Here is a 24,782-nt window from a genome sequence, read left to right on the forward strand (position 1 = left end):
CAAATGCCGGCCGCTTAGAAGACGCCCGCGTAGGCGCCGCCGTCCAGCAAGATGTTTTGCCCGGTCAGATAAGCGGCCTGCGCGCTGCACAACATCGCGCAGATGGCACCGAATTCGGCCGCCGTGCCAAAGCGCTGGGCGGGAATGGCGGCGCGGCGCTTGGCGGCAAAGTCATCGCTGGAAAGACCGGCCTTGGCTCCACCAGCAACCAAGGTCTTGTGAAGTCGCTCGGTATCAAAAGCACCGGGCAGCAAATTATTGATGGTCACATTGCGCCCGGCCAAGGCCGCTTGACGCGCCAGCCCGGCGACAAAGCCCGTTAGGCCAGACCGCGCGCCATTGCTCAGACCCAGCACATCGATGGGCGCCTTGACCGCGCCCGAGGTGATGTTGATGACGCGACCAAAGCCACGTTCGGCCATCGCATCCACCGTCGCCTTGATCAACTCGATCGGCGTCAGCATATTGGCGTCGATAGCGGCCAGCCAGGTCGCGCGGTCCCAGTCGCGAAAGTCACCCGGCGGCGGACCACCTGCGTTATTGATCAAGATGTCGACCTGGGGGCAGGCCGCCAGCGCCGCAGCCCTCGCCTCGGGCGTGGCGATGTCGCCGGCCACGCTGATCACTTGCACGGCAGGATTGAGCAGGCGCAGGCGCGCGGCCGTTGCGGTCAGTGCCTCCAGGCCGCGCGCGGTGATGACGACATTGCAGCCCTCGCGCACCAGCGCCTCGGCGCAGCCCGCCCCCAAGCCCTTGCTCGCCGCACACACCAAGGCCCAGCGGCCGGTTAGTCCTAGATCCATCGCTTTCTCCTTAAGCAGGATTTACGCAAAATTGTTCCGGCTAGGCATGACGCCGTAGGCAGTACGCCTTGTACGACAAGGCGGCGGAACGACGTCGGGGCGGTTTTGCGTAAGTCCTATTAACGCCACTTCGTTAACAACCAGACCCCGCTGAGCACCAGCAAAGTCCCCGCCGCCACCCAGGGCGTGAACGGCTCGCCCAGAATCACCGCGCCCATCAAAATCGTCGACATCGGCCCAATCATGCCGGTCTGCGCCGCCAGTGTGGCACCCAGACGCTCGATCGCCATCATCACCATCAAGACCGGCGCGAAGGTACACAGGGTGGCATTCAGCAGCGACAGCCACAAGACCTGCGGCGCCACCGCGAAGGCCGAGCTCAGCGGCCGCAAGACCAAGAACTGCGCGATGCACAGCAGGCAGGCGACCGTGGTGGCCAGGCCGGTCAGGCGCAGGGCCCCAAGGCGCTTGACCTCCTCGCCGCTGTAGAGCAAGTAGATCGCATAGCTGATCGCGCTGCCGAACACCAGGGCCGCGCCCAGCAACGCGTCGGCCCCCTGCAGATGCAGTTCCTGGCCAAACACCAGCAACACACCGGCATAGCTGATGGCCAGGGCTACGAGTTGGCGCGCCGTCACCCGGCGCTTGAACAAGAGCCAGCCGAGTAGCAAGACGATGGTCGGGTTCAGGTAAAGAATCAGGCGCTCGAAGCTGGCGCTGATATAGGCCAAGCCGGCGAAATCCAAAAAGCTGGCCAGGTAATAACCGCTGAAGCCCAGACCCATGACGGCCATCCAGTCGCGCCTGGTGAGCGCCGCCTTGCCCCGCCCAGCCCAGAGTGCCAGCGCCACAAACAGCGGCAGGGCAAACAGCATGCGCAACATGATCAGGGTGACGGCGTCGACGCCGTGGCGATAGGCCAGCTTGACAATGATGGCCTTGCCGGAGAAGGCCACCGCCCCGAGCATCGCCAAGACAAGGCCGGGCCACAAGGGCGCAACAGGCCTGGAGGGAGCGAGAGGAGTCATTGCCCCGATTCTAGTTTGCAGCCTTGTACTCAGCGAGCAGCCCCGCCAACAGCCCCGCACAGCGGCAATATTTCGCACTTGTTGCGGCAACTTTGCACCGACCCGCATTTGCGCCTCAGACTCACAAAAGCAAAGCCGATAGCAGCAGGTGCCGGCCACGCTGATTGCATTGCAGCGGGCGGGTACAGCCACAAGCGAAAGTCGAACCTGCGCGCTTAAAGGCCACAAGCATTGAGGACCGGGTTCGGCTTCGAAAATAGCCCGTCGCATCAGCGGCCGGCAAACGGGGGGGGGTTAGGAATGAAATACCACGACAGCATGGCGCGCAGCGCCGAGCATCTGCGCGCCGCGTTGCCCTTGATGACCAAGCAGCGGGCTGCACTGCATCCGGCCAGTTATGCCGTTTGGTATGAGTTCGTCAGCGGCAGCAACCCCAAGCTGAATCAGGCCCTGCAAATCCACACCGCAGGCGGCAACACGCTGGACGAGGCGCAAACCTGGGCCCTGTACCGCGAGCATGTCTGTGACCTAGACCCGGCTCTGGGCGGCAAGATTGCCGACGGCTTCAGCCAAGTGCTCGACTCCATGGCCACATCAGCAGCCCAAGCAGGCCAGGAATCCGCCCGCTTTGACAACTCCCTGTCGGCCTGGGTCGAACAGCTTTTGAGCAACCCACCGGCGCAGACACAGGCCGATGTGCTGCAGGAACTGCTCAGTGGCACACGCGAAATACGCGGCGCTTTGAGCGAGTTGCAGCAGCGCCTGGACAGCAGCCAGGGAGAGATCCACAGTCTGCGCGAAGAGGTGCAGCGGGCCCGAGGCGAGGCCTTGCTCGATGCCTTGACCGGCTTGGCCAATCGGCGCGCCTTTGATCAGCATCTGCAGCAATGCACCAGCAATCCGCCCGGCGACAGCGCCCTCGCCCCTTGCTTGGTGCTGGGCGATATCGATTTCTTCAAGCAGGTCAACGACAGCTATGGCCATGCTTTCGGCGACCGCGTCTTGCGGGCGGTGGCTCAAACCTTGAAAGGCGTGGCGGCGCAGGCTGATAAAGGGCAAGAAACCACAATTGCGGCCCGCGTCGGCGGCGAAGAATTCGCGATGCTGCTGCCCAGCGGCAATTTGCAGCAAGCTCAGGCCATGGCCGAGACCATGCGCAGCTGCGTGGCGGCCAGCCGCATCCGGCGCGGCGACACCGAACAAGACATCAGACGCGTCACGATTTCCCTGGGCGTCACCCAGCTGCGAGCCGGCGAATGCGCTGAAACCTTCTTCAAGCGTGCCGACCGCGCCCTCTACGCCTCCAAACATACCGGCCGCAACTGCGTCACCGTGCTCGCCGCCGCTTAAGCAAAGCTGAGCGCACTGCAACGGGGGGAAAGTCCTGACAACAGTCTGCGCCAACTGGCCCGAGTTACCCCTACACTCAGCGCACCGGAATCCGCCTCAGCACCATGCAAATCAGCGCCACAACAACCAGCGCCTTATGGTCGAACAGCAAGCCTCAGCGCTTGCGAACTCAGCCCGAGGAACGAACCTGATGTTTGAGCGCGCTTCGCTTCGCTATGCGGTAGTCATCGCTCTGTTGATTGGTCTGCTGGTGCCCACCGCCGTGGCGCTGTTCCTGGACGCGCAATCGACCCGCAGCACGGCCAAAGAGATTTTGCACAAAGACCTGGAGCGCATCACGCAGGTGATGGCGCTGTCGCTGGCGGAACCGGTCTGGCAGGTCTCGCCCGATTTGGCCGAACCGATGATCAAGGCGCAAGGCGACGACCCCCGCTTCATCTCGGTGGTGGTGCGCGAGCAATCGACGGCCGCGCCCTTTCAAGAGCAGCGCTGGCCCGAACGAGCCAGTGACCCCGACCTGACCCTCAGCAAGACCCTCCCAGTCAAACGCGACGGCCGCCAGATTGCTGAGCTGACCATTGAGATGAGTGCGGGGCCCTTGGTGGCAGCCAAACAGGCCGATATGGTGCGCACCATCTGGCGCAGCGTGCTGACCCTGACCTCCTCGTCTATCTTGATTCTGTGGGTGATGCGCCGCCGGGTGCTGGCCCCGATGACACAGCTGACGCAGGCTGCCGAAGAACTCGCCGCCGGCAAGCTGGAAAAGCCGCTGGCCCTGGGCGGCCACGACGAAATTGCGCGCGTGGGCCTGGCGATGGAGCGCATGCGGCAATCCTTGCTCACCGCCTTTGAAGCGCTGCGCCAACATGCCAGCACGCTGGAAGAACAGGTCGAGCAGCGCACCACCGAGTTGACCGCCAGCAATAGCGAGTTGACCGAGGCGCTCTCCCATCTGAAGACGGCGCAACATGAGCTGGTGGAGTCGGAGAAGCTGGCCTCGCTGGGTCGTTTGGTGGCCGGCGTTGCGCATGAATTGAACACACCGCTGGGCAACTCGCTGACCGTGGTGTCCTCGCTCGAGGACAGATACAAAGCCTTGGAAGAAATGCTGCAAGGCAATACGCCGATGCGGCGCAGCTTGCTGGAAGACCTGGTGCGCGATACCCGGCGTGGCCAGGACATCTTGCAACGCAATGTGCAGAAAGCCGCCGATCTAGTCCGCGACTTCAAACAAGTGGCGATCGATCAAACCACCGACCTGCGGCGTGACTTCGAGTTAGCCCGTGTGGTCGAAGACGTGTTGATCATGGTCGAGCCCAGCTTCAAGCACACGCCCTTCGTCATCAAGACCGAGCTTGACGCTGGACTCAAGATGAACAGCTACCCCGGCTCGCTCGGCCAAGTGCTGACCAATCTCTTGATCAACGCGCTGGTGCATGGCTTCGAGGGCAAGACCAAAGGGCTGGTCATGATTCGCTGCGCACAACTGGGCAGCGATGAGGTGGAACTGAGCATCAGCGATGACGGCCGCGGCATGGATGAGTCGGTTCGCAGGCGCATCTTTGACCCCTTCTTCACCACCAAGCTTGGCACTGGTGGTTCCGGCCTGGGCATGCACATCGTGCACAACATCGTCACCAATGTCTTGGGCGGTCAGATCGAAGTCATCAGCTCACCCGGCAACGGTGCGCGCATGATGATCCGCCTGCCGACGGTGGCGCCCGAGCGTGGCGGGGCGGAAGCTTCGCTGCACTGATGAGCTAAGGATTTAGGCCTTGGGCGCCCAGGCGTCATCGATTTCATTGAACAGGGCGCCAGGGTCTTCGGCATGCGCTCGGTAAGGTCCGGTACCGCTGTGTTCGGCGCTAGAGGCCGGCACAAAGCGCCCCAGATTGACGTCAAACACATTGACCTCGCCGGCCTCGATCACGCAGTGCCAACCGTGCAAGGCGATCTGCCCCGCCTCGACACGCGAGCGCACCATCGGGTAGTCCATCAGCCGCTCCAGCTGCAGCACCACCGAGCGCTCCTCGGTGCGCCGCAGCGCTTCATCGCTGAGCTGCACTGGCAAGGTCGCCTCGCGGCCCAGTTCCAGCCAGGACTTCAAATTGGTGGCCTCGGCGGGCACCTCTCCGTACAAGGCGCGGATACCGCCGCAATGGCTGTGGCCGCAGACGATGATGTGCTGGACATGCAGGGCAAGCACCGCATATTCAATCGCGGCGGCGGTGCCGTGCAGGCCGCTGGAGCCGTCATAGGGCGGCACAAAAGCGCCGACGTTTCTGACCATGAAGAGCTCGCCCGGGCCAGCGCCGGTCAGCATATAGGGCACCAGACGCGAGTCGGAGCAGCCGATGAAGAGCGTGGTCGGATGCTGGCCCTGATCGACCAGATCCTTGAACTGCGCCTGATACTGCGGGAAGTAGTCGGTGTTGAACCGGCGCAGACGGGTCAGTAGTTCGTCGCTCATAGCCTGACCCTGAAATTCACTGCAACAGCGGTGAGTCCGCCGTATCCAGTTCGAGCCCCAGCAGTTCCGCCTCACCCGCCAGCAAGCTCAGGTACTGGCGCAGCGCCGTCATATAGGCCTGCTGGCGCAAGACCTGCCCGATCGCGCCCTTGACGGACTCGAACTGCTGGGCCACCCCGGCCTCGCGGGCCAGCACCTGGATGATGTGAAAGCCAAAGCGCGTGGTGATCAGGCGCGGCAGCACGCCGATATGGGCGTTCGCTTCGTCTTGCGCGAACAAGGCTGAGGCGAACTCGGGCGCGCAGTCCTGTGCCTCCAGCCAGCCCAGATCGCCACCCTCCGCCCCGCTTGGGCAGTTGGAGTTTTCGGCTGCGGCCGTGGCAAATGCGGGGCTGTTCAGCGCTTCGCAGCGCAGCGTCACCAGCAAGGCCTCGGCCCGCCCACGCAGCGCCGGCACGTCGACACCCGGCGTTACGGCAAACAGAATATGTTTGGCCTGAACCTTTTCGCCGACATGGTAGCGGGCCGGATGGGCGTCGAAATAGCGTTTACAGCTGGCCTCGTCGGGCTCGGGCAATTGCAGCTCGCGCTCCAGCAGGGCCAGCGTCGCATCGGACGCCGCCTCGCTCAGCACGCCGTCCAGCGAAGGTAAGTCACCGACCGCCAGCAAGCCCTTACGCTGCGCAGCCTGGCGCAGCAACTCGCTATAGGCCCGTTGGCGCAGCGCCTCCGGGTCGGGCGACTCGCCTTCACCATGCAAGGGCACGCCGTTGACCATCGCCACGGCCACCTTGACATCGTCAACGGCCGGCGCCGCGCTGGCGCAGCCGCAGCTCCCGCCGCCACATCCTTGTTCTTGGCTCATAGCAACCTCCTCTAACTATCAATGCTGTTGCGGCTGGTTATGGCCAGGCGGCAGCGACAAACGCCGGCTGCGCACCATCTGGTAAGGCCGGAACAGATAGGCGACCGTACCGAAGCCGCTCCACACATGCACCAAGCGGGTGAAGGGGAAGACCAGGAACACCGTCATGCCCAAGAACATATGCAGCTTGAAGACCCAAGAGGCATGGGCCAGCAACTCAACGCCGCCGGACTGGAAGGTCACGATACGCTGGGCCCAACCAGCCAGATTCATCATCATGCCGCCGTCCAGATGTTGCGCCGACAAGGGGATGGTCGCCAGACCCAGGGCCAGCTGAATCCACAGCAAGACCAACAACAGGATGTCGCTGGTCTTGGAGTTGATGCGGATGCGCTCATCGCTCAGGCGCCGATGCAAGAGGATGGAGACGCCGGCAAAGCCCAGCACGCCTGCGATGCCGCCGCTGATCATCGCCATCAGCTGCTTGTTGCCGGCACTGATGAAATGCTCGTACATGAAATGCGGCGTCAACATGCCGAAGGTGTGGCCGAAGAACAGGAACAGCACGCCGACATGAAACAGATTGCTGCCCCAGCGCAGCGAGCCCGCGCGCAGCAGCTGCGAGGAATCGCTCTTCCAGCTGTATTGGTCGCGATCAAAGCGCAAGAGGCTGCCGACCAGAAAGACGGCCAGGCAGATATAGGGGTAGATGCCAAACAAGGCGAAATCGAGAGAGTTCATGGTCGCACTCCTTCCTGATGGGGGGCTGTTTTTCTGACGATATGAATTGGCTGAGGCGCACCGGGCTTGCTCTGACCTTTGGACGAGCAACCATCAAAGGCGGCCGGCTCTTGCCAAGCCTCATCAAGCGCCTCGTCAACGGTGATTTGCACCGCCTGCGGCTTCTCACCGGCCAACTCCAAAACCGCGCCAATCGCGGCGGCATAGGGGTTGTCACGTTTGATCAGGCCGCTATGGATGGCGTTCAGAATATGCGCCATCTCGGCCAGAAAAGCCTTGGCCGTCTCGGGTGGTTGGGTGGACGCGAACTCCAAGACCACCGGCAAGTAATCCGGTAGCTCACTGGCTTCAAAAAACATGCCGCCGGCGGCGTAGGTCTGCTGCAGGTCGATCAAAGCCGGCCCACGGTCGCGCGAGTCGCCATGTACATGCTCGAACATATGCAGGCTGGTCGCGCGGCCCCGATCAAAACTCTCGACATAGCGGGCTTCGACTTCGTAGGCGTCGCCTTGCTGCAGCGTCCCCATCAAGGCCTTCATTTCCGCCAGACGGGCGGGGCTCAAGGCGCCCTCCTCCGTCAGCACGGCAAACAGCTCCGGCAAGGCTGCGCGCATTTCGGCGTGCGGATAGTCGAGCAAACGGGCCAATACGCGGCAGGACTTAGAAAAAATCGATGTTTTCATTTGCTCTGCCTCAGACGGTCGCTTTGATCGGAATCGTGCGCTTCTTGGGGCCACCGAAGAGGCTGGTCTCGGTCTGCCCGTCGGAGCAGCCATTGCCGAAGCTGAAGCCGCAGCCGCCGCGCACATCAAAGGTGTTCTCCGCATATTCGCGGTGCGTGGTCGGGACCACGAAGCGATCCTCATAGTTGGCAATCGCCATGGTCTGGTACATGTCCTCGACCTCGTGCTTGAGCAGACCAACCTGATCCAGCACCGCCTTGTTCTCGACGCCGTCCACATGCTTGCTGCGCTGATAGGCGCGCATCGCCAGCATCCGCTCCAAGGCCCGCTCGACCGGTGGCACGTCGCCGGCCGTCAGCAAATTGGCCAGGTACTGGACCGGAATGCGCAACTGCTTGACGTCCGGGATCTGACCATTGATACCGAGCTGACCCGAATTGGCAGCAGCGCTGATTGGAGAGAGCGGTGGCACATACCAGACCATAGGCAGCGTGCGGTACTCAGGGTGCAGCGGCAGCGCCACCTTCCACTCGACCGCCATCTTGTAGACCGGGCTCTTGCGGGCAGAGGCCATCCAGGCGTCGGGGATGCCGTCCTTGCGCGCCTGTTCGATCACCTTGGGATCGTTCGGGTCGAGGAAGATATCCAGCTGCGCTTGGTACAGATCCTTGTCATTGACGACGCTGGCGGCCTCTTGAATGCGGTCTGCGTCATACAGCAGCACGCCCAGGTAACGGATTCGTCCGACGCAGGTTTCCGAACACACGGTCGGCTGGCCGGCCTCGATGCGGGGATAGCAGAAGATGCACTTCTCGGCCTTGCCCGACTGCCAGTTGTAGTAAATCTTCTTGTAAGGGCAGCCCGACACGCACATGCGCCAGCCGCGGCATTTGTCCTGGTCGATCAAGACGATGCCGTCTTCCTCGCGCTTGTAGATCGAGCCCGAGGGGCAAGACGCCACGCAGGCCGGGTTCAGGCAATGCTCGCACAGGCGCGGCAAATACATCATGAAGGTGTTTTCGAACTGACCGTACATCTCCTTCTGTACATTCTCGAAGTTCTGATCCTTGCTGCGCTTGGCGAACTCGCCGCCGAGAATTTCTTCCCAGTTCGGACCCCATTCGATCTTCTCCATGCGCTTGCCGGTGATCAGGCTGCGCGGGCGGGCGGTCGGCGGCGCCTTCGACTTCGGCGCCGACTGCAGATGGTCATAGTCGAAGGTGAAGGGCTCGTAATAGTCGTCGATCTCGGGCAAGTTGGGGTTGGAGAAGATGCGCATCAGCAACTTCCACTTGCCGCCCTGGCGCGGCTCGATCGCGCCATTGGCCTTGCGGTGCCAGCCGCCGTTCCAGCGGTCCTGGTTCTCCCATTCCTTCGGGTAGCCGATGCCGGGCTTGGTCTCAACATTGTTGAACCAGGCGTATTCGACGCCGGGGCGATTGGTCCAGACGTTCTTGCAGGTGACCGAACAAGTGTGGCAACCAATGCACTTGTCCAGGTTCAGCACCATGCCGATTTGAGCGCGTACTTTCATGCGTGTTCTCCCTCAACTGCTTCTTCCAACCAATCCACCTTGGCCATCTTGCGCACCAGCACGAACTCATCGCGGTTGGTACCAATCGTGCCGTAGTAGTTGAAGCCGTAGCTCAGCTGCGCATAACCGCCAATCATGTGGGTCGGTTTGGTGACGATGCGGGTGACCGAGTTGTGGATGCCGCCGCGCGTGCCGGTGATCTCCGAGCCCGGTGTGTTGATGATCTTCTCTTGCGAGTGATACATCATCACCATGCCGTTCTTGACCCGCTGGCTGACCACGGCGCGCGCCGCAATCGCACCATTGGCGTTGAACAACTCGACCCAGTCGTTGTCGACGATGCCGGCCTTGGTCGCATCGTCTTCACTGATCCAAATCACCGAGCCGCCCCGGTTCAGCGTCAGCATCATGATGTTGTCGCTATAGGTCGAGTGGATGCCCCATTTCTGGTGCGGCGTGATGAAGTTGAGCGCAATCTCCGTATGCCCATTCGGTTTGAGCCCCTGCACTTCCACCAGGGTCTTCAAATCGACCGGCGGCCGATAGCTGCTGAAGCCCTCGCCGAAGGCCTGCATCCAGGGGTGGTCCTGGTAGAACTGCTGGCGGCCCGTCAGCGTGCGCCATGGGATCAGCTCATGCACATTGGTGTAGCCGGCGTTGTAGCTGACTTTTTCGCTCTCAAGCCCCGACCAGGTCGGACTCGAGATGATCTTGCGCGGCTGCGCCTGAATGTCGCGGAAGCGGATCTTCTCGTCCTCACGGTGCAGCGCCAAGTGGGCATGCTCGCGGCCGGTCTGCTTGCTCAAAGCCTCCCAGGCCTTGACCGCCACATGGCCGTTGGTCTCGGGGGCGAGTTGCAAGACGACCTCGGCGGCATCGATGTCGGTCTCGATTCTCGGCATGCCTTTGGTCACACCTTCATCGCGCACACGACCGTTCAAGTCGCCAAGTTGCTCAACCTCGGTGTCGGTATTCCAGCTGATGCCCTTGCCGCCATTGCCGACCTTGTTCATCAAGGGGCCTAAAGCAGTGAAGCGTTTGTACAGATTCGGGTAGTCGCGCTCGACCACGGCGATTTGCGGCGCGGTCTTGCCGGGGATCAAATCAATCTCGCCCTTCTTCCACTCCTGCACCCCAAAAGGCTGGGCCAATTCGGCCGGCGTGTCATGCATCAAAGGCGTCAAGACCAGCTCTTTTTCGACGCCCAAATGGCCGACGCAAAGCTCGCTGAAGCTCTTGGCAAAACCCTTGTAGATCTCCCAGTCGCTGCGTGCCTGCCAGGCCGGGTCCACGGCGGTGGACAGCGGGTGGATGAAGGGATGCATGTCCGAGGTATTGAGGTCGTTCTTCTCATACCAGGTCGCTGTGGGCAAGACGATGTCCGAGTACAGACAGGTCGTGCTCATGCGGAAGTCCAGCGTCACGAGCAAGTCCAGCTTGCCCTCGGGCGCCTTGGCGTGCCATTCCACTTCTTCCGGCTTGACATCATCCTTGCCCAAGTCTTTGCCCTGCACACCGTGGGTCGTGCCCAAGAGATGCTTCAAGAAATACTCATGACCCTTGCCGGATGAGCCAAGGATGTTGGAGCGCCAGACGAACATATTGCGCGGCCAGTTCGACGGGTGATCCGGGTCCTCGCAGCTCATGCGCAGCGAGCCGTCCTTCAGGCTCTTGACGGCATAGTCCTTGGCATCCATGCCGGCAGCGGCCGCGTCCTTGACCACCTGCATCGGGTTGGTCTGCAACTGCGGCGCGGACGGCAACCAGCCCATGCGCTCGGCGCGCACGTTGTAGTCGATCAGGCTGCCGCCGTACTTGGCCTTGTCGGCCAGCGGCGACAAGATCTCGGAGACATCCAGCTTCTCGTAGCGCCACTGGTCGGTGTGGGCGTAGAAGAAGCTGGTCGAGTTCATCTGCCGTGGTGGGCGGATCCAGTCGAGTGCAAAGGCCAGCGCCGTCCAGCCGGTCTGCGGACGCAGCTTTTCCTGGCCGACGTAATGGGCCCAGCCGCCGCCGCTTTGCCCGATACAGCCGCACATCATCAGCATATTGATGATGCCGCGGTAGTTCATATCGCAGTGGTACCAGTGGTTCATCGCCGCACCGATGATGACCATGGACTTGCCACGGGTCTTGTCGGCGTTGTCGCCGAACTCACGACCGACGGTGATGATCTGCTCACGCTTCACACCGGTGATGGACTCCGCCCAGGCTGGGGTGTAGGGCAGGTTGTCGTCGTAGCTGGTCGGGCAGTCATCGCCCAGGCCGCGGTTGATGCCGTACTGCGCGACTTGCAGGTCAAAAACGGTCGCGACCAGGCATTCGCCCGCGTCTTCGTGCTTGCCCAGCTTCAGGCGCACCACCGGCACATTGCGACTCAGCACATCTTGCTGCTTGTTGGACTGGAAATTCGGCGTGTCGATGCCGCCGAAATAAGGGAAACCGACGGTGGCGATCTCATGCGGCTGCTCACCATCCTCCAGCACCGACAGCTTCAGCTTCACATCGCAGTCATGCACGGCCTCTTTGGACTCGAGGTTCCACTTGCCCAGGTCCGGCCTGTCGCCGGCACCCCAGCGGAAACCGATCGAGCCATTCGGCAACACCACCTTGCCGGCCGTATCAAAGGCCAGCGTCTTCCAGTCGGGGTTGTTGTCCTGGCCCAGCTTGCCGCCGAAGTCGCTTGCACGCAGATAGCGGTCGGGCACCAAGAGCTCGCGACCATCGGCGGTCGTGGTCTTCTTCATCTTCACCAGCAGCGGCAGGTCGGTGTAGCGGCGGGCGTAATCGTCGAAATACGTGGAGCGCCCTTTGCCGCCATCCTTGAAGTAGAACTCCTTCAAGATCACATGGCTCATCGCCATCGCGATCGCGGCGTCGGTGCCCTGCTTGGGGTGCATCCAGATGTCGGCCAGCTTGGCGACCTCGGAATAGTCCGGCGTCACCGCCACCGTCTTGGCGCCCTTGTAGCGCACCTCGGTGAAGAAATGAGCGTCCGGCGTGCGCGTTTGCGGCACGTTGGATCCCCAGGCGATGATGTAGTTGCTGTTGTACCAGTCGGCACTCTCGGGCACATCGGTCTGCTCACCCCAGACCTGCGGGCTGGCCGGTGGCAGATCGCAATACCAGTCATAGAAGCTCATGCAGACGCCGCCCATCAGGCTTAGGTAGCGGCTGCCAGCGGCATAACTGATCATGGACATGGCAGGAATCGGCGAGAAACCGATCACGCGATCGGGCCCGTGCTTCTTGACCGTGTAGATATTGGCCGAGGCGATGATCTCGTTGACCTCATCCCAGGTCGAGCGCACAAAGCCGCCCAGGCCACGGTCTTTTTGCCATTCCGTACGCTGTTCCTGGTTCTCGACCAAGTTGGTCCAGGCATCGACCGGGCTCTTGGCCACGCCGCGTGCCGCGCGCCAATGCTTGAGCAGCGAGCCCCGCACCATCGGGTATTTGACCCGGTTGGCACTGTACAGATACCAGGAGTAACTCGCACCCCGAGCGCAACCGCGCGGCTCATGATTGGGCAGGTCCGGCCGCGTGCGCGGGTAATCGGTCTGCTGGGTTTCCCAGGTGACGATGCCGCCCTTGACGTAGATCTTCCACGAGCATGAACCCGTGCAATTGGTGCCATGGGTGGAGCGCACGATCTTGTCATGCTGCCAGCGGGCACGATAGGCTTCTTCCCAGGTGCGGTCTTCGGCGGTGGTGACGCCGTGTTCATTGGAGAACGTTTCCTTCGGCAACGCGAAGTAGTTCAATCGGTCGAGGAAGTGGCTCATGGTCTATTCCTTGTTTTGTCGTTTGTTCTTCGTTTGCGCTTCGTTCATGGGTTCTTGACGTACGCGTTGGCGCGCAGATAGAACCACCAGTTCAAAATCAGGCAGACGGCGTAGAAGACCGCGAAGCCGTAGAAGGCATATTGCGGCGTACCGGCCTTGATCTGCTGGCCAATCAGCACCGGGGCGATGAAGGCGCCGTAAGCGGCGACGGCCGAAGTCCAGCCCAACACTGGGCCGGCTTGGGCCTTGTCAAAGATGAAACCAACGCTGCGGAAGGTCGAGCCATTGCCTACGCCGGTTGCGGCAAACAGCAGGATGAACAGGCCCATGAAGAGCTGGAAATACTGCTCCGGCGTGCTTGATTGGTAGGCCTGCATCATCACGTAGCCGACCGCTGCGGAGGCGAACACCATGATGGCCGAGATCACTTGCGTGACGATGGAGCCGCCGACCTTGTCTGCGATCCAGCCGCCGATCGGCCGCACCGCCGCGCCGACGAAGGGCCCGATCCAGGCATAGGTCAGTGCCGACGGAGCATTAGGGTTCTTCAAGGCGTGTTGCAGCACGCCGGCCGCATCGGGCGCATGGATGAAGCCGAAGATCACCGTGATGGCCAAGGGCAAGGCCATCGAGAAGCCGATGAAGCTGCCGAAGGTCACGACATAGAGCGCCGTCATCGCCCAGGTGTGCTTGTTCTTGAAGATCGCGAACTGCTTGCTAACGCCCTCTTTCATCGTGCCAAAGGCGGCCAGCTTCATCACGACCAAGGCCGCAATGATGTCAAGCGGGATCGCCACCCACATATTCAGCAGCCCCAAGCCGGTCGGTGCTGGCAGGTAAAGATAGAGCATCGCGATCGAAGGTACGAAGGCGAGCGAATACAGATAGATGATCTTGCCGAAAGCGGTCAAGGGCGAGCCGGTTTCGGGCGACACCGTTTTCAGATTGTTCATGCCGAACCAGCACAGAATCGACAGCGGCACCAATGACAAGACCCAGGCAAAGCCGGCGTTTTGAATCCAGGTGGGCGTGCCGGCCACGATCTTGCCGAGAATCCAGCCGCTGTCCTTGATCAGCGGCCGCGAGTCGCCGCCCAAGGCGCCGAACAGGCCCACCGTCATCACCAGCGGGATCACGATCTGCATCGTCGTAACGCCAAAATTACCTAGACCGGCGTTCAGACCCAGCGCCGTGCCCTGCAAGCGCTTGGGGAAGAAGGGGCTGATATTGGACATCGACGAGGCGAAGTTGCCGCCGCCCACGCCCGACCACAGCGCCATCAGCTGGAACACCCACAGCGGCCACTCGGGATGCTGCAGTGCCACGCCGGTGCCGATAGCAGGTGCCAGCAGCATCGCGGTGGTCAAGAAGATGGTGTTGCGCCCGCCGGCCATGCGGATCAAAAAGGAGGCCGGGATACGCATGGTGGCGCCCGAGATGCCGGCAATCGCCGTCAGCGTGAACAGCTCGTCCTTGCTGAAGGGGAAGCCCAGGTTGAGCATCTGCACTGTGATGATGCCCCACATGCCCCAGACCGCAAAGCCGCACAGCAGCGCAGGAATCGAGATCCAGAGGTTGCGGTAGGCGATTTTCTTGCCGGTGGATTCCCAGAACTTTTCGTCCTCAGGGCGCCAGTCGACGATGTCATTCTTTGATGGGCTACTCATGATGTTTTTCTCTCAGTTCTAAATGACACTAGATGGGTGATGCGGGCGCGTTGCTGCCCATCATTTCGGTCTTGCGGACCTCGGTCCAATACATCCAGATCAGCGAGACCCAGACCACCGCGTACATCAGCATGAAGGCGCTGGAGCGGATGCCGGTCAGGTCCATCAAGGCGCCGAACATGATGGGCAGCACGAAGCCGCCGAGGCCGCCGGCCAGGCCGACGATGCCGGAGATGGTGCCGATATTGGCGCCGTAGTCATCGCTGATGTACTTGAAGACGCTGGCCTTGCCAAAAGCCCAGGCGATGCCCAGCGTGAACATCAGGCCGGTGAAGGCATAGACATTGAGGCCGATGTGGAAAGTCTTGGGGCCATTGACGGTCACGACGGTGAAGTCGGTCTGCGGGTAGGACAAGATGAACAAACATATCCAGCTCACCCACAGCACCCACCAGGTGACGTTGTGCGCGCCATGCTTGTCCGACATCCAGCCGCCCACCGCACGCAAGACGCCGCCGGGCAGCGAGAAGCAGGCGGCCAGCAAGGCGGCGACACGGATGTCGAGGCCGTATTCGCCGACGTAGTACTGCACCATCCACAGGCTCAAGGCCACATAACCGCCGAACACGATGGAGTAGTACTGGCAGTACTTCAAGACCCGAGGGTCCTTCAAGGCCTTCAGCTGCGACACAAAGCTGGCATTGCTGGCGACCAGATGCTTGTCGTCCGAGTGGCTGAAGAACCAGAACAGGATGGCCGTACCCAAGAGCACGGCGGCATAGACATGCGGCACCATGGTCCAGCCGAAGGCCACGACCAGGCCAGGGGCGACGAATTTGTTGACCGCAGCGCCGGAGTTGCCGGCACCGAACACGCCCATCGCAAAACCCTGCCGATTCTTCGGGAACCAGCGCGCCACATAAGGCGTGCCGACCGAGAAGGAGCCGCCAGCCAGGCCGACGAACAGGCCGATGACCAAAAAATGCCAGTAGGCGGTGGCATAACTCATCAGCCAGATGGGCAAGACGCAGGCCATCATCAGGCAGAAAAAGACGATGCGGCCGCCGAACTTGTCGGTCCAGATGCCCAGCGGCACACGGATCAGCGAGCCACTCAAGACCGGCATCGCGGTCAGCAGACCGAACTCGGTCGAATTGAGGTTCAGCGCCTTCTTGATCGGGATGCCGATCACGCCAAACATCATCCAGACCATAAAGCAAACGGTGAAAGCCAGCGTGCTGACGATCAAGACGCTGAGCGCCTTGCGGCCTTGGCTTGATGCATCGACGCTGGCGCCAACAGGACTTGCGGGGTTCACAGACATGGAGGTTCTCCTCTTTTCTATGTCTGTGACTGTCCCGGATCAGCGTCGCGGCGAACATCCTTCCAAGGGTAGGCGCCAGGCCGCCATAAGGACGATGACACCACGCCGGCCATAGTTCCTTCGAACTAGCCGGCGCTTAAGTTTGCGTTTGATCAAGGTGCCGGCCTCATGAAGCCCGGCCCGCAAAAAGCCAGCCTTGGCTAACCCAGGCCCCGCTCGCTCGCCCAGACCGCCACCTGCACGCGCGAACTCAGGTTCAACTTGCGCAGAATATGCTGGACGTGGATCTTCACCGTCGTCTCGGCAATGCCCAGCGTGCGGGCAATTTCCTTGTTGCTGGCGCCGCGTGCGATTTCGCGCAACAGCTCTTGCTCGCGCGGCGACAGCAAAGACTCCTCGGCCGCGCTGGCTGCACAAGGGGGCGGCGCAGCCGCTGTGGACGCCTTGAAGGCACGCACCAGTTTGTGCGTCATCTCGGCGCTGACCACCGACTCTCCGCCGACGGCACGGCGGATCGCTGCCGCCAGGTCTTGCCCGTCAATGGTCTTGAGCAAATAGCCGGCCGCACCAGCGCGCAAGGCGGCGGCCAGATCTTCTTCGTCCTCGCTGACCGTCAACATGATGAACTGGGTTTCGGGCGCCACTTCCAACAAGCCGGGCAGCAAATCAACACCGCGCACACCGGGCATATGGTTGTCCAGCAACACGACGGCAGGTTGCAGCTCCTTGACCCGACGCAAGGCCTCGACGCCGTCTGCCGCCTCCCCCACCACCTCCAGCCCTGGCTCATGGGTCAACAGAGCGGTCAGGCCGCGGCGAAACAGGCTGTGGTCATCGACCACCATCACGCGAATAGTCATGGCATGCAAACGGTTAACTTAAACGGACCTAGCGGCAAGGCCGGGACCCGGGGCAACATCGGCCACAAGGCTGATGTCGGGCGCTGAACTGCGGCCCTGCGGCGGCAGCGTCAGGCTGATCTGCGTGCCCTGCCCCGCCTGGCTGCTCACCTGCAAGGTGGCGCCGATGCGCTGGGCACGCTCGCGCATGATGTGCAGGCCGACATGGGTCTCATCGAAACGCCCGGCAAGCGCGTCGAAGCCGGCGCCATCATCGCGCACCTCAAAACGCCACTGCGGCGACTGCGTGACGCGCAACTCCACCGAGCTGGCACCGGCATGTTTGCGCACATTGGAGAGCGCTTCTTGCAACACATGCAAGACCTGCACCTGCTGGTCAGGCGGCAAGGGCACGCCCTGCCCGGCCATCGTCAGCTGCGTGCTGAGCCCGCTTTGCAGCTCGAATTTAGACAAGGTGCTGCGCAGCGCGTGCGCAATATCCTCTTGGTCGGGCCGGGTGCGAAAGTGCAAGAGCAACTCGCGCACATCGGCATAACTTTCCTTCACACCGGCATCAATTTCGGCCAAGCTCGCCTCCACTTCCTGCGAGTGCCCCTCCTTGATCCCGCGGCGCAACAGTTGCACCTGGATTTTCAAGAAGGCAAGCGACTGCGCGATCGAGTCGTGCAGCTCCTGCGCCATCAAATTGCGCTCCTCGCTGACCGCCATCTCGCGCATGCGTGAGGCCAAACGCAGATTGTCCAGCTGCGTCGCGACCTGGCCCGCCAAGGCGTCCAGCAAATGGCGCTCTTCCTCCGAGATGGTTCGCTCGCCGTAAAAAAACAGCTCAACCTCGCCGACCGTGCGGTTGGGCGTACGCATCGGAATCGCGACCACGGTCTGATAGCCGGCCGCCTCGCAATGCTTGAGCTTGCGCTGGCCCAAGGCCCGAATCGGAATGATGCGCGCGCCGGCCACGGTCTCCAGATGCTCGCCGCAGGCACAGTCGCCCCTGCGCACGCAGGCTTCGGCCTCGACCATGCTGGCCGGCAGCCGGTGATGACCCAACATCAACAGGCGTTCGCCGTCCTCGGCAGCCAAACGCACGGCGGCCGCATCGGCGCCTGAAATGCGGCAGATCTTCGCGGCGAACTCTTGCGCCAAGTCCTGGGTGCTGGGCTGGCTTTGCACCGCCATCAGGGCGACGTCATACAGGGCGGCCAAACGCTCGTTCTGGCGAGCCAGATCCGCCGTCTTCTCGGCCACTTTGTGTTCCAGGCCCCGGTAAGAACCCTCCAGCGCGTCGGCCATGGCATTGAAGCCCAAGGCCAGTGAACTGAACTCTTCGACGGTGTTGCTTTCATCGATGCGAAGCGAAAAGTCGCGCGCCGCCATTTGCTTCAGGCCATCACGCAAGCGCTGCAAGGGCTGAATGATCCAGACAAAAGTGCCCGACACAAACACCACCGAGGCGGCAGCCACCAGCACCACCAAGCCGAAACACAGGCCGCCGAGCAAGGCGGTACGGGTGGCGATGGCATTCTCGATGGCCGAAACAAAGGCATCGACCGTGTTGACAAATTGATCGGCCTGGCTGCGCAGCGCCGGGCCTTCGGTGGGCTCCAGCAACTTGCCGCGCAGCGGCAACCAGGCCCGCTCGACCTCTTTGAATCGGTCCAGACTGGTTTGATTGTCGGGAATGAAGAGCGGTCGTGAGGGGTCCCCTCGCCGTAGGCTCAAGACCATCGCATCAAAGCTTGCGACACCCTGCGCGACCTCCATATGTTCACCGGCCTGATGCATCAGCGTCAGCTTGTAGGTCAGCATGCGCATGCGGCCGGCCTCGTTGATGGCACCCGCCCCGCCCTCCAACTGCCATGACACCCAAAGCGTGAAGGCGATCGAGGCCAGCGCCACGACCAAGAATGTGGTTTGAATCAGGGCGAGCTTGCCCGCCAATGTTCGATAGAGCTTGCGCATGCCGCAGGGTAGGCCTGCGGCATGCGGCGGTCATTGACCTAGGTCAAGAGCGCCGCGCTTCTAGGATCTTGCTGCAATCTTTAGTTGGATGCGGCGGAAGCGGGGGCTGGCACCGAAGCAGGGCTCGAAGCAGCCGAAGCTGACTCTTCGACATGCGGTGCGGCCACGTCGTGCTTTTCTCCGCTCATATCAACGTTTCCACCGCTCTTCATCAAGATAAAGATGGCCAGGGCAGCAAAAGCGGCAAAGCCGACGAGTAATTTCCACATGATTCGGTTCCAGTACAAAGAAAAGGTTAGCAGCAAATTTTATTGTTACCGAACTTGCTGACTCCAGCCTGAGAGCGCTTTGGCAAAGCCGAATTGAAAAAGGGCGGCCCTAAGGCCGCCCCGTGCAACTCAAGCGTTTGGCTCGCTGAGGAGCTTTGGCTTAGTCGTTGGCGTAGATATCCACATCCTTGGTTTCACGCACAAACAGCAGGCCGATCACCAGCGTCATGGCAGCGACGCCGATTGGGTACCACAGGCCGTGGTAGATGTTGCCGTTTTGCGCAACCATCGCGAAGGTGATGGAAGGCAGCAGTCCACCGAACCAGCCGTTACCGATGTGATAAGGCAAGCTCATCGAGGTGTAACGGATACGGGTTGGGAACAACTCCACCAGCATCGCAGCGATCGGGCCGTAGACCATGGTCACATACAGGACCAAGATGAACAGGATCGCGACGACCATGGGCTGGTTGATCTTGGCAGGATCGGCCTTGGCGGGGTAGCCGGCAGCCTTCATTGCTTCGCTCAGCTCCTTCTTGAAGGCGGCGATGCCCTTGGCGCTGGCTTCGTCGAACTTGTGCCCGCCGGCCATCACGGTAGCGTTCAGGCCGGTGATGGCCTTGTCGCCGACCTTGATCACGGCCACCGAGCCGGCTGGGCCGGGCAGGGTTTCGTAGCTGGCGGAAGACTGAGCCAAAGCGCGCTTGGCGATGTCGCAGCTGCTGGTGAAGTCAACTTCACGAGCGATCGGGCTGCCCTGGAAGGAGCAAGTCGATGTATCCACCGTCAGCGTGATTTGCGCTGTGGCTTGTGCCTTGGCCAGATCAGGGTTGGCAGCGTTGGTCAGCGCCTTGAACAGCGGGAAGTAGGTGACGATGGCGAGCAGCAGGCCGGCCATGATGATGGGCTTGCGGCCGATCTTGTCCGAGAGTGTTCCGAAGATCACGAAGAAAGGCGTGCCCAAGAGCAGCGAGATCGCGACCATGATGTTGGCGGCCGACATCTCCACCTTCAACACGCTGGTCAGGAAGAACAGCGCATAGAACTGGCCTGTGTACCAGACCACGCCCTGACCGGCGACCAGACCGAACAGCGCCAGCATGACGATCTTCAGGTTCTTCCACTGACCGAAGGACTCGGACAGCGGCGCCTTGGAAGTCTTGCCTTCGGACTTCATCTTCTGGAAGGCAGGGCTTTCGTTCATCGACAAGCGAATCCAGACGCTGATGGCCAGCAGCAAGATCGACACGATGAAAGGCACGCGCCAGCCCCACTCACCGAAGGCAGCTTCGCCAATCAGCGTGCGGGTACCCAGAATCACCATCAGCGACAGGAACAAGCCCAGCGTCGCGGTGGTTTGAATCCAGGAGGTGTAAGCACCGCGCTTGCCCTGTGGCGCATGTTCCGCCACATAGGTTGCGGCACCGCCGTACTCACCACCCAGCGCCAAGCCTTGCAGCATGCGCAGGCCGATCAAGATGACCGGGGCGGCCGCGCCGATGGTGGCGTAATTCGGCAGCACACCGACGATGAAGGTCGACAGACCCATGATCAAAATGGTCACCAAGAAGGTGTACTTGCGACCGATCATGTCGCCCAAACGGCCAAACACCAGCGCGCCGAAGGGGCGCACGATGAAGCCGGCGGCAAAGGCCAGCAAGGACGCAATGAACGCCGCTTGCGGGTCCAGGCCCGAGAAGAATTGCTTGGCGATAATTGGCGCCAAAGAACCGTAGAGGTAAAAGTCGTACCACTCGAACACGGTGCCCAGCGAGGAGGCGAAGATAACCTTCTTCTCTTCACCCGTCATTGGCGTGTTGCTCGTGGAGACTGCTGTTGCAGTTGCCATGGTGGATGTCTCCAAATATTTGCCTGAGAACCACCGACCGGCAGCTCTTGGCCGCAACTATGGAAGCGCCCTCTGACCCCACTCTGACACCGCGCTGAACGCTTGCTTACAAAACCCGCTGAAACCCTTGCTTAGGATTTCGCAATGCAAAATTTAATCCAGATCAAGGGTAAGTCCTGGGTCACTTGGTGCTGCTGGCCCGGCGCACGCCCGGACGGGCTTTGGCCGCGGCATCCCAGGCCCCCTGTTCAAACCAAGGGTCACCGCGCAGATAGGCCGCTAGCATGTCGAGCGAGTCCAATCCCCAGAACAAGCGGCCGTCCACCTCGATGGTGGGCACACCGAACACGCCCAGCTCCAGCGCTTGTTCGGTGGCGTTGCGCAAGGCTTCCTTGATCTCTTCGCTGGCCACATCGCGCTGCGGGGTCAGGTCTTGCGTCAGCAGCGCCAAGCGTTCGGCCTGATTCGCATCGGCACCCTCGCCGCGCCAGACATGGTGCAAGATCTTCTCGACCTGCAGCCGGTTCGGCGTACCGCCGGCCGGCGCACAGGCCCAAGCCAGGCGCAGCAGCGGCAAAGGATTAAACGGGTGCTGCGCCGGCACCTGCAAAGGGATATTCAGCTGATGGGCCGCCCAAGCCACTTGGCGAAAGGTCCACTGGCGTTTGGGCTCGATTTCGGCCGGGCCTTTCTGGCCCAGGGCGTGTAGCAGCGCCGCGAACAGAATCGGCCGGTACTCGACGCTGTAGCTGATGCCGCTCAAGGCTTCGGGTAGGCGCTCGAAGGCCAGTGCCGCGTAAGGCGAGATCGGGTCGAAATAAAAACGCATATGTTTCATGGTGCGGCTTGGCCTTTCAGGGCTCGTGGGTTTGTTCGGCGGCGGTGAAGATGCCCAAATTGAGCAAATGTTCGCGGCGCGGCGGCAAGCGGTCGAGAATTTCCAGGCGGGTGACGTCGGCCGCCTTGGACCAGACCGTGATTTCAGGAATCGTGCGGGCGCAGCCCTCGCACCAGCCGGTGGGCTGGTGGATCTTGCAGACATTGGTGCAAGGCGATTTAACCGCCCCGGCGATCGCGGACACGCTGCTCATGCTTGCACCACATCGATCACCGGCGCGCCGGTCAAGGCGGCCAGCTCGGCCGGCGACATCTGAAAAACGCCGTTGGGGTGCCCCGCAGCGGCCCAGATGACATCGAAGCGAAACAGCTCTTGATCGACAAACAGCAAGGGCAGCGACGCATCAGCGGCCGGCGCAAAACCCAGCGGCGACACGCCGCCGATGGAAAAGCCCGTGCGCGCCTTAACGTAGTCGGCATCGGCGCGGCCCAGCGCCCCGGTGTGGGGGGCAAGCTTCTTCTCGTCCACGCGCTTGTCACCCGAGGTGATCACCAGCACAGCGGCCTCATCCGATTTACGCTTGAACACCACCGATTTGGCAATCTGCCCCAAGCTCACGCCCAAGGCATCGGCCGCTTCTTGCGAGGTGCGTGCGGCCACCTCCAACCACTGCGGTGCATAGGGATGGCGGGCCTGCGCCAGCGCGGCCTGGACGCGCACAAAGCCGTCTGGGCGATCTGTACTGACAGTTGCTGATTCATTCATGGCCGGCATTGTCTCAGGCCGGCCAAAAACTACTGTTCAGGCGGGCAATTCGCCCGCAGCCATGCGGCGCTCGATCTCGGCTATCAGCGGCAGCAAGTCGGCCACCCCGTCAATCACAAAATGCGCGCCGCCGTCCAGCAAGACTTGACGCGCCTGCGCCCGCAGCAGCGCTTGCTGCGCGGCCGGCGTGGCCAGCCATTCGGCCTCGCTCAGCCCCAAACAGTTGCCAGTGACGGCCAGGCCGACCACCCAGGCGCCGACCGCCCTGCCCTCTTGCAAGCCCGGCACCGTGTCGTCCACCTTGACGACCGCAGCCGGTGGCCAAACGCCCAGATCCGACAGCGTGCGCACCATCATCAGGGGCCCCGGTCTAGCGCTGGCCATATCGCCGGCGCAGACCAGGTTGTCGGGCTTGTAGCCCTGCGCCTCGGCCAGCGGCGCGACAACATCCATGATGGGGCGGTTGTAGCCGGTCGTTGAGCCGATCTTCAAACCCCGCGCGCGCAAGGCCACCACCGTCTCCAAAGCGCCTGGAATGAGGCTTGCGTGCTGGGTGACGCTGGCCTGGTTCATCGGCGTGAAGACCTCGTACAGCTCATCGCAATCGGCATCAGAAAAGTCGCGCCCATGCGCCTGGCGCCAGCGCTGCGCAATCTCAGGCTGATTGCCCAGCGCATGGATATGGTCCCACTTGGCCAGACCCATCGGCACACGCGCCTCGGCAATGCTGATGCTCACGTCATAACGGGCAAATAGTTGGACAAACGCGCCCATGGGCGCCAAGCTGCCGAAGTCGATGATGGTGCCGGCCCAGTCGAACACCACCGCTTGCAAATGTTGAATCGTCTTGTCATTCATTGCGGTTTACCAATTCTTGAAAACTTCTTCGGCCAGCCCAAACGCGGTGCTGGCGCCGGTGCCACTGGTGACCGTGACCAGCCGGGTGTTGGCGGCGGGCGCCTCGACCAGGCAGGGCTCGGTGGCCGAGGACGGATAGGTGCCGACCCAGCGCTCGGTCACCTCGACGCTCTTGATGTGCAGGCTTGTGCGCAGATGGCGCAGGATCAAGGCATCGACCTCTTCGGACGCAAACGGCGGCAAGACCGGACCGTAATGGTGCGAGTCACCGACGACCAGCGAGCCATCGGCGCTTTGCACCACGATCAGATGGATGCCGTGGGCCAGGCTGGCGGCTTCTTCCTGCTCCAGCCGCGCGCGCAAGGCACTCGCCTCCTTCAGCTCCGAGTAGCCCTCGTAACGCACCAGACTCAGGTCCCCCATCACCGAGGCGGGCAGTTTGAAGCCGGGCTCGGGGCGTACCCGCAACATCTGCAACTGGCACATGCGCAGCCGGTGCGGCAGCCAGCTGTTGGCGAACAAGCCGTTCAACTCGGCGCCGCCGCAGACCACCACCCGCTCGGCCTGGTAGCTGGCGCGCGCCGTCTGCACATGGGGCGTGTCAACCGCCAGCACCGCCTCGCCGAAACGAAACTCGACGCCATGCGCGGTGGCCAGCCAAGTGGTCAAGCGCGGGATCGCGGTCCGCGACTCGACCCGCAGTTCATGCGGGCTGTAGAGCACGCTTTGCAAATGTTCGGTGCGCAGGGCTGCGTTGCGATCGGCCGCCTCGGCCGGGCTCAAGAGCTCGCAAGCCTCGGCCATCTCGGTCGCCATAAAGGCCTCGAGCACCGCATGCGCCTCGGGCCGCTCGGCCGCCAGAAACAGACCGGTGTGCACCACATCAATGCCGGCGAGCGGCGCCACCTCAGCCCAAACCTGGCGCGAGCGACGCGCTCTGGCATGGCTGGCACCGGCTTTTTGGCCGGTCACAGTGACAAAGCCAAAGTTGCGGATTGAGGCGCCGACGCAGGCCGCGTCGCGCTCCAACACCAGCACCTTCAAGCCGCGCCGGGCGGCGGTATAGGCATGGGCGAGGCCGACGATGCCGGCGCCGACTACCAGGAGGTCGTATTTCATAGTTGCTATCAAACT

At 62.1% G+C, this 24,782-nt stretch carries 21 protein-coding genes; 2 read left to right on the forward strand and 19 right to left on the reverse strand.

The window, feature by feature from the left end; all coding sequences use genetic code 11:
- Positions 1-14 precede the first annotated feature (14 nt).
- Together LNV08_RS08350 and LNV08_RS08355 are read right to left on the reverse strand one after the other, a co-directional pair.
- Positions 15-803, reverse strand: coding sequence for an SDR family oxidoreductase (locus LNV08_RS08350; RefSeq protein ID WP_263533235.1), 789 nt, complete (start codon positions 801-803; stop codon positions 15-17).
- Between the two features lie 119 nt (positions 804-922).
- Positions 923-1,831, reverse strand: a complete 909-nt coding sequence (locus tag LNV08_RS08355; protein WP_263533236.1) for a DMT family transporter — start codon at positions 1,829-1,831, stop codon at positions 923-925.
- A gap of 300 nt (positions 1,832-2,131) precedes the next feature.
- Here LNV08_RS08355 and LNV08_RS08360 point away from each other — a divergent pair, with 300 nt between their 5' ends.
- On the forward strand, positions 2,132-3,181 hold the full coding sequence (locus tag LNV08_RS08360) for a GGDEF domain-containing protein (protein WP_263533237.1): 1,050 nt from the start codon (positions 2,132-2,134) through the stop codon (positions 3,179-3,181).
- A gap of 190 nt (positions 3,182-3,371) precedes the next feature.
- Positions 3,372-4,937 (forward strand): sensor histidine kinase, encoded by a 1,566-nt coding sequence (locus LNV08_RS08365; protein ID WP_263533238.1) that lies wholly within the window; start codon positions 3,372-3,374, stop codon positions 4,935-4,937.
- Positions 4,938-4,949: 12 nt separating this feature from the next.
- On the opposite strand, the gene LNV08_RS08370 is transcribed toward LNV08_RS08365, so the two are convergent.
- The 17 genes from LNV08_RS08370 to LNV08_RS08450 all read right to left on the reverse strand — a co-directional run bounded on the left by LNV08_RS08370 (position 4,950) and on the right by LNV08_RS08450 (position 24,767).
- Complete coding sequence (locus LNV08_RS08370; RefSeq protein WP_263533239.1) at positions 4,950-5,651, reverse strand: carbonic anhydrase; 702 nt, start codon at positions 5,649-5,651, stop codon at positions 4,950-4,952.
- 16 nt (positions 5,652-5,667) lie between these two features.
- On the reverse strand, positions 5,668-6,516 hold the full coding sequence (locus tag LNV08_RS08375; RefSeq protein ID WP_263533240.1) for a peptidylprolyl isomerase: 849 nt from the start codon (positions 6,514-6,516) through the stop codon (positions 5,668-5,670).
- Positions 6,517-6,534: 18 nt separating this feature from the next.
- Positions 6,535-7,257, reverse strand: coding sequence for a respiratory nitrate reductase subunit gamma (gene narI / locus LNV08_RS08380; protein ID WP_263533241.1), 723 nt, complete (start codon positions 7,255-7,257; stop codon positions 6,535-6,537).
- On the reverse strand, positions 7,254-7,940 hold the full coding sequence (narJ, locus tag LNV08_RS08385) for a nitrate reductase molybdenum cofactor assembly chaperone (protein WP_263533242.1): 687 nt from the start codon (positions 7,938-7,940) through the stop codon (positions 7,254-7,256). The genes narI and narJ overlap by 4 nt, the downstream gene beginning before the upstream one ends.
- A 10-nt stretch (positions 7,941-7,950) precedes the next feature.
- Positions 7,951-9,474 carry a nitrate reductase subunit beta gene (gene narH, locus LNV08_RS08390; RefSeq protein ID WP_263533243.1) on the reverse strand — a complete coding sequence of 508 codons (1,524 nt, stop codon included), beginning with the start codon at positions 9,472-9,474 and terminating at the stop codon, positions 7,951-7,953.
- Positions 9,471-13,259, reverse strand: a complete 3,789-nt coding sequence (locus tag LNV08_RS08395) for a nitrate reductase subunit alpha (protein WP_263533244.1) — start codon at positions 13,257-13,259, stop codon at positions 9,471-9,473. The genes narH and LNV08_RS08395 overlap by 4 nt, the downstream gene beginning before the upstream one ends.
- A 44-nt stretch (positions 13,260-13,303) precedes the next feature.
- Positions 13,304-14,926, reverse strand: coding sequence for an MFS transporter (locus LNV08_RS08400; RefSeq protein ID WP_263533245.1), 1,623 nt, complete (start codon positions 14,924-14,926; stop codon positions 13,304-13,306).
- Positions 14,927-14,954: 28 nt separating this feature from the next.
- Complete coding sequence (locus tag LNV08_RS08405) at positions 14,955-16,250, reverse strand: MFS transporter (RefSeq protein WP_263533246.1); 1,296 nt, start codon at positions 16,248-16,250, stop codon at positions 14,955-14,957.
- A gap of 200 nt (positions 16,251-16,450) precedes the next feature.
- Positions 16,451-17,110 (reverse strand): response regulator, encoded by a 660-nt coding sequence (locus LNV08_RS08410; protein WP_263533247.1) that lies wholly within the window; start codon positions 17,108-17,110, stop codon positions 16,451-16,453.
- A gap of 18 nt (positions 17,111-17,128) precedes the next feature.
- A complete protein-coding gene (locus LNV08_RS08415) occupies positions 17,129-19,069 on the reverse strand; it encodes a type IV pili methyl-accepting chemotaxis transducer N-terminal domain-containing protein (RefSeq protein WP_263533248.1) in 1,941 nt (646 codons plus the stop codon).
- A gap of 80 nt (positions 19,070-19,149) precedes the next feature.
- Entirely contained in the window at positions 19,150-19,338 is a 189-nt protein-coding gene (locus tag LNV08_RS08420; protein WP_263533249.1) for a hypothetical protein, read from the reverse strand.
- 160 nt (positions 19,339-19,498) lie between these two features.
- Entirely contained in the window at positions 19,499-21,187 is a 1,689-nt protein-coding gene (locus LNV08_RS08425; protein WP_263533250.1) for an MFS transporter, read from the reverse strand.
- Between the two features lie 181 nt (positions 21,188-21,368).
- Positions 21,369-22,025: a 2-hydroxychromene-2-carboxylate isomerase gene (locus LNV08_RS08430; protein ID WP_263533251.1), complete on the reverse strand. Its 657-nt coding sequence runs from the start codon at positions 22,023-22,025 to the stop codon at positions 21,369-21,371.
- A 16-nt stretch (positions 22,026-22,041) separates the two neighbouring features.
- Positions 22,042-22,278, reverse strand: a complete 237-nt coding sequence (locus LNV08_RS08435; RefSeq protein ID WP_263533252.1) for a DUF1289 domain-containing protein — start codon at positions 22,276-22,278, stop codon at positions 22,042-22,044.
- Positions 22,275-22,790, reverse strand: a complete 516-nt coding sequence (locus LNV08_RS08440) for a YbaK/EbsC family protein (protein ID WP_263533253.1) — start codon at positions 22,788-22,790, stop codon at positions 22,275-22,277. Before LNV08_RS08440 ends, LNV08_RS08435 begins: the two co-directional genes overlap by 4 nt.
- A gap of 36 nt (positions 22,791-22,826) precedes the next feature.
- Positions 22,827-23,648, reverse strand: coding sequence for a phosphonoacetaldehyde hydrolase (gene phnX / locus LNV08_RS08445; protein WP_263533254.1), 822 nt, complete (start codon positions 23,646-23,648; stop codon positions 22,827-22,829).
- A 6-nt stretch (positions 23,649-23,654) separates the two neighbouring features.
- Entirely contained in the window at positions 23,655-24,767 is a 1,113-nt protein-coding gene (locus LNV08_RS08450) for a TIGR03364 family FAD-dependent oxidoreductase (RefSeq protein ID WP_263533255.1), read from the reverse strand.
- Positions 24,768-24,782: the final 15 nt, after the last annotated feature.

The organism is Paucibacter sp. TC2R-5 (assembly GCF_025717605.1).
GTDB lineage: Bacteria > Pseudomonadota > Gammaproteobacteria > Burkholderiales > Burkholderiaceae_C > Paucibacter_A > Paucibacter_A albus.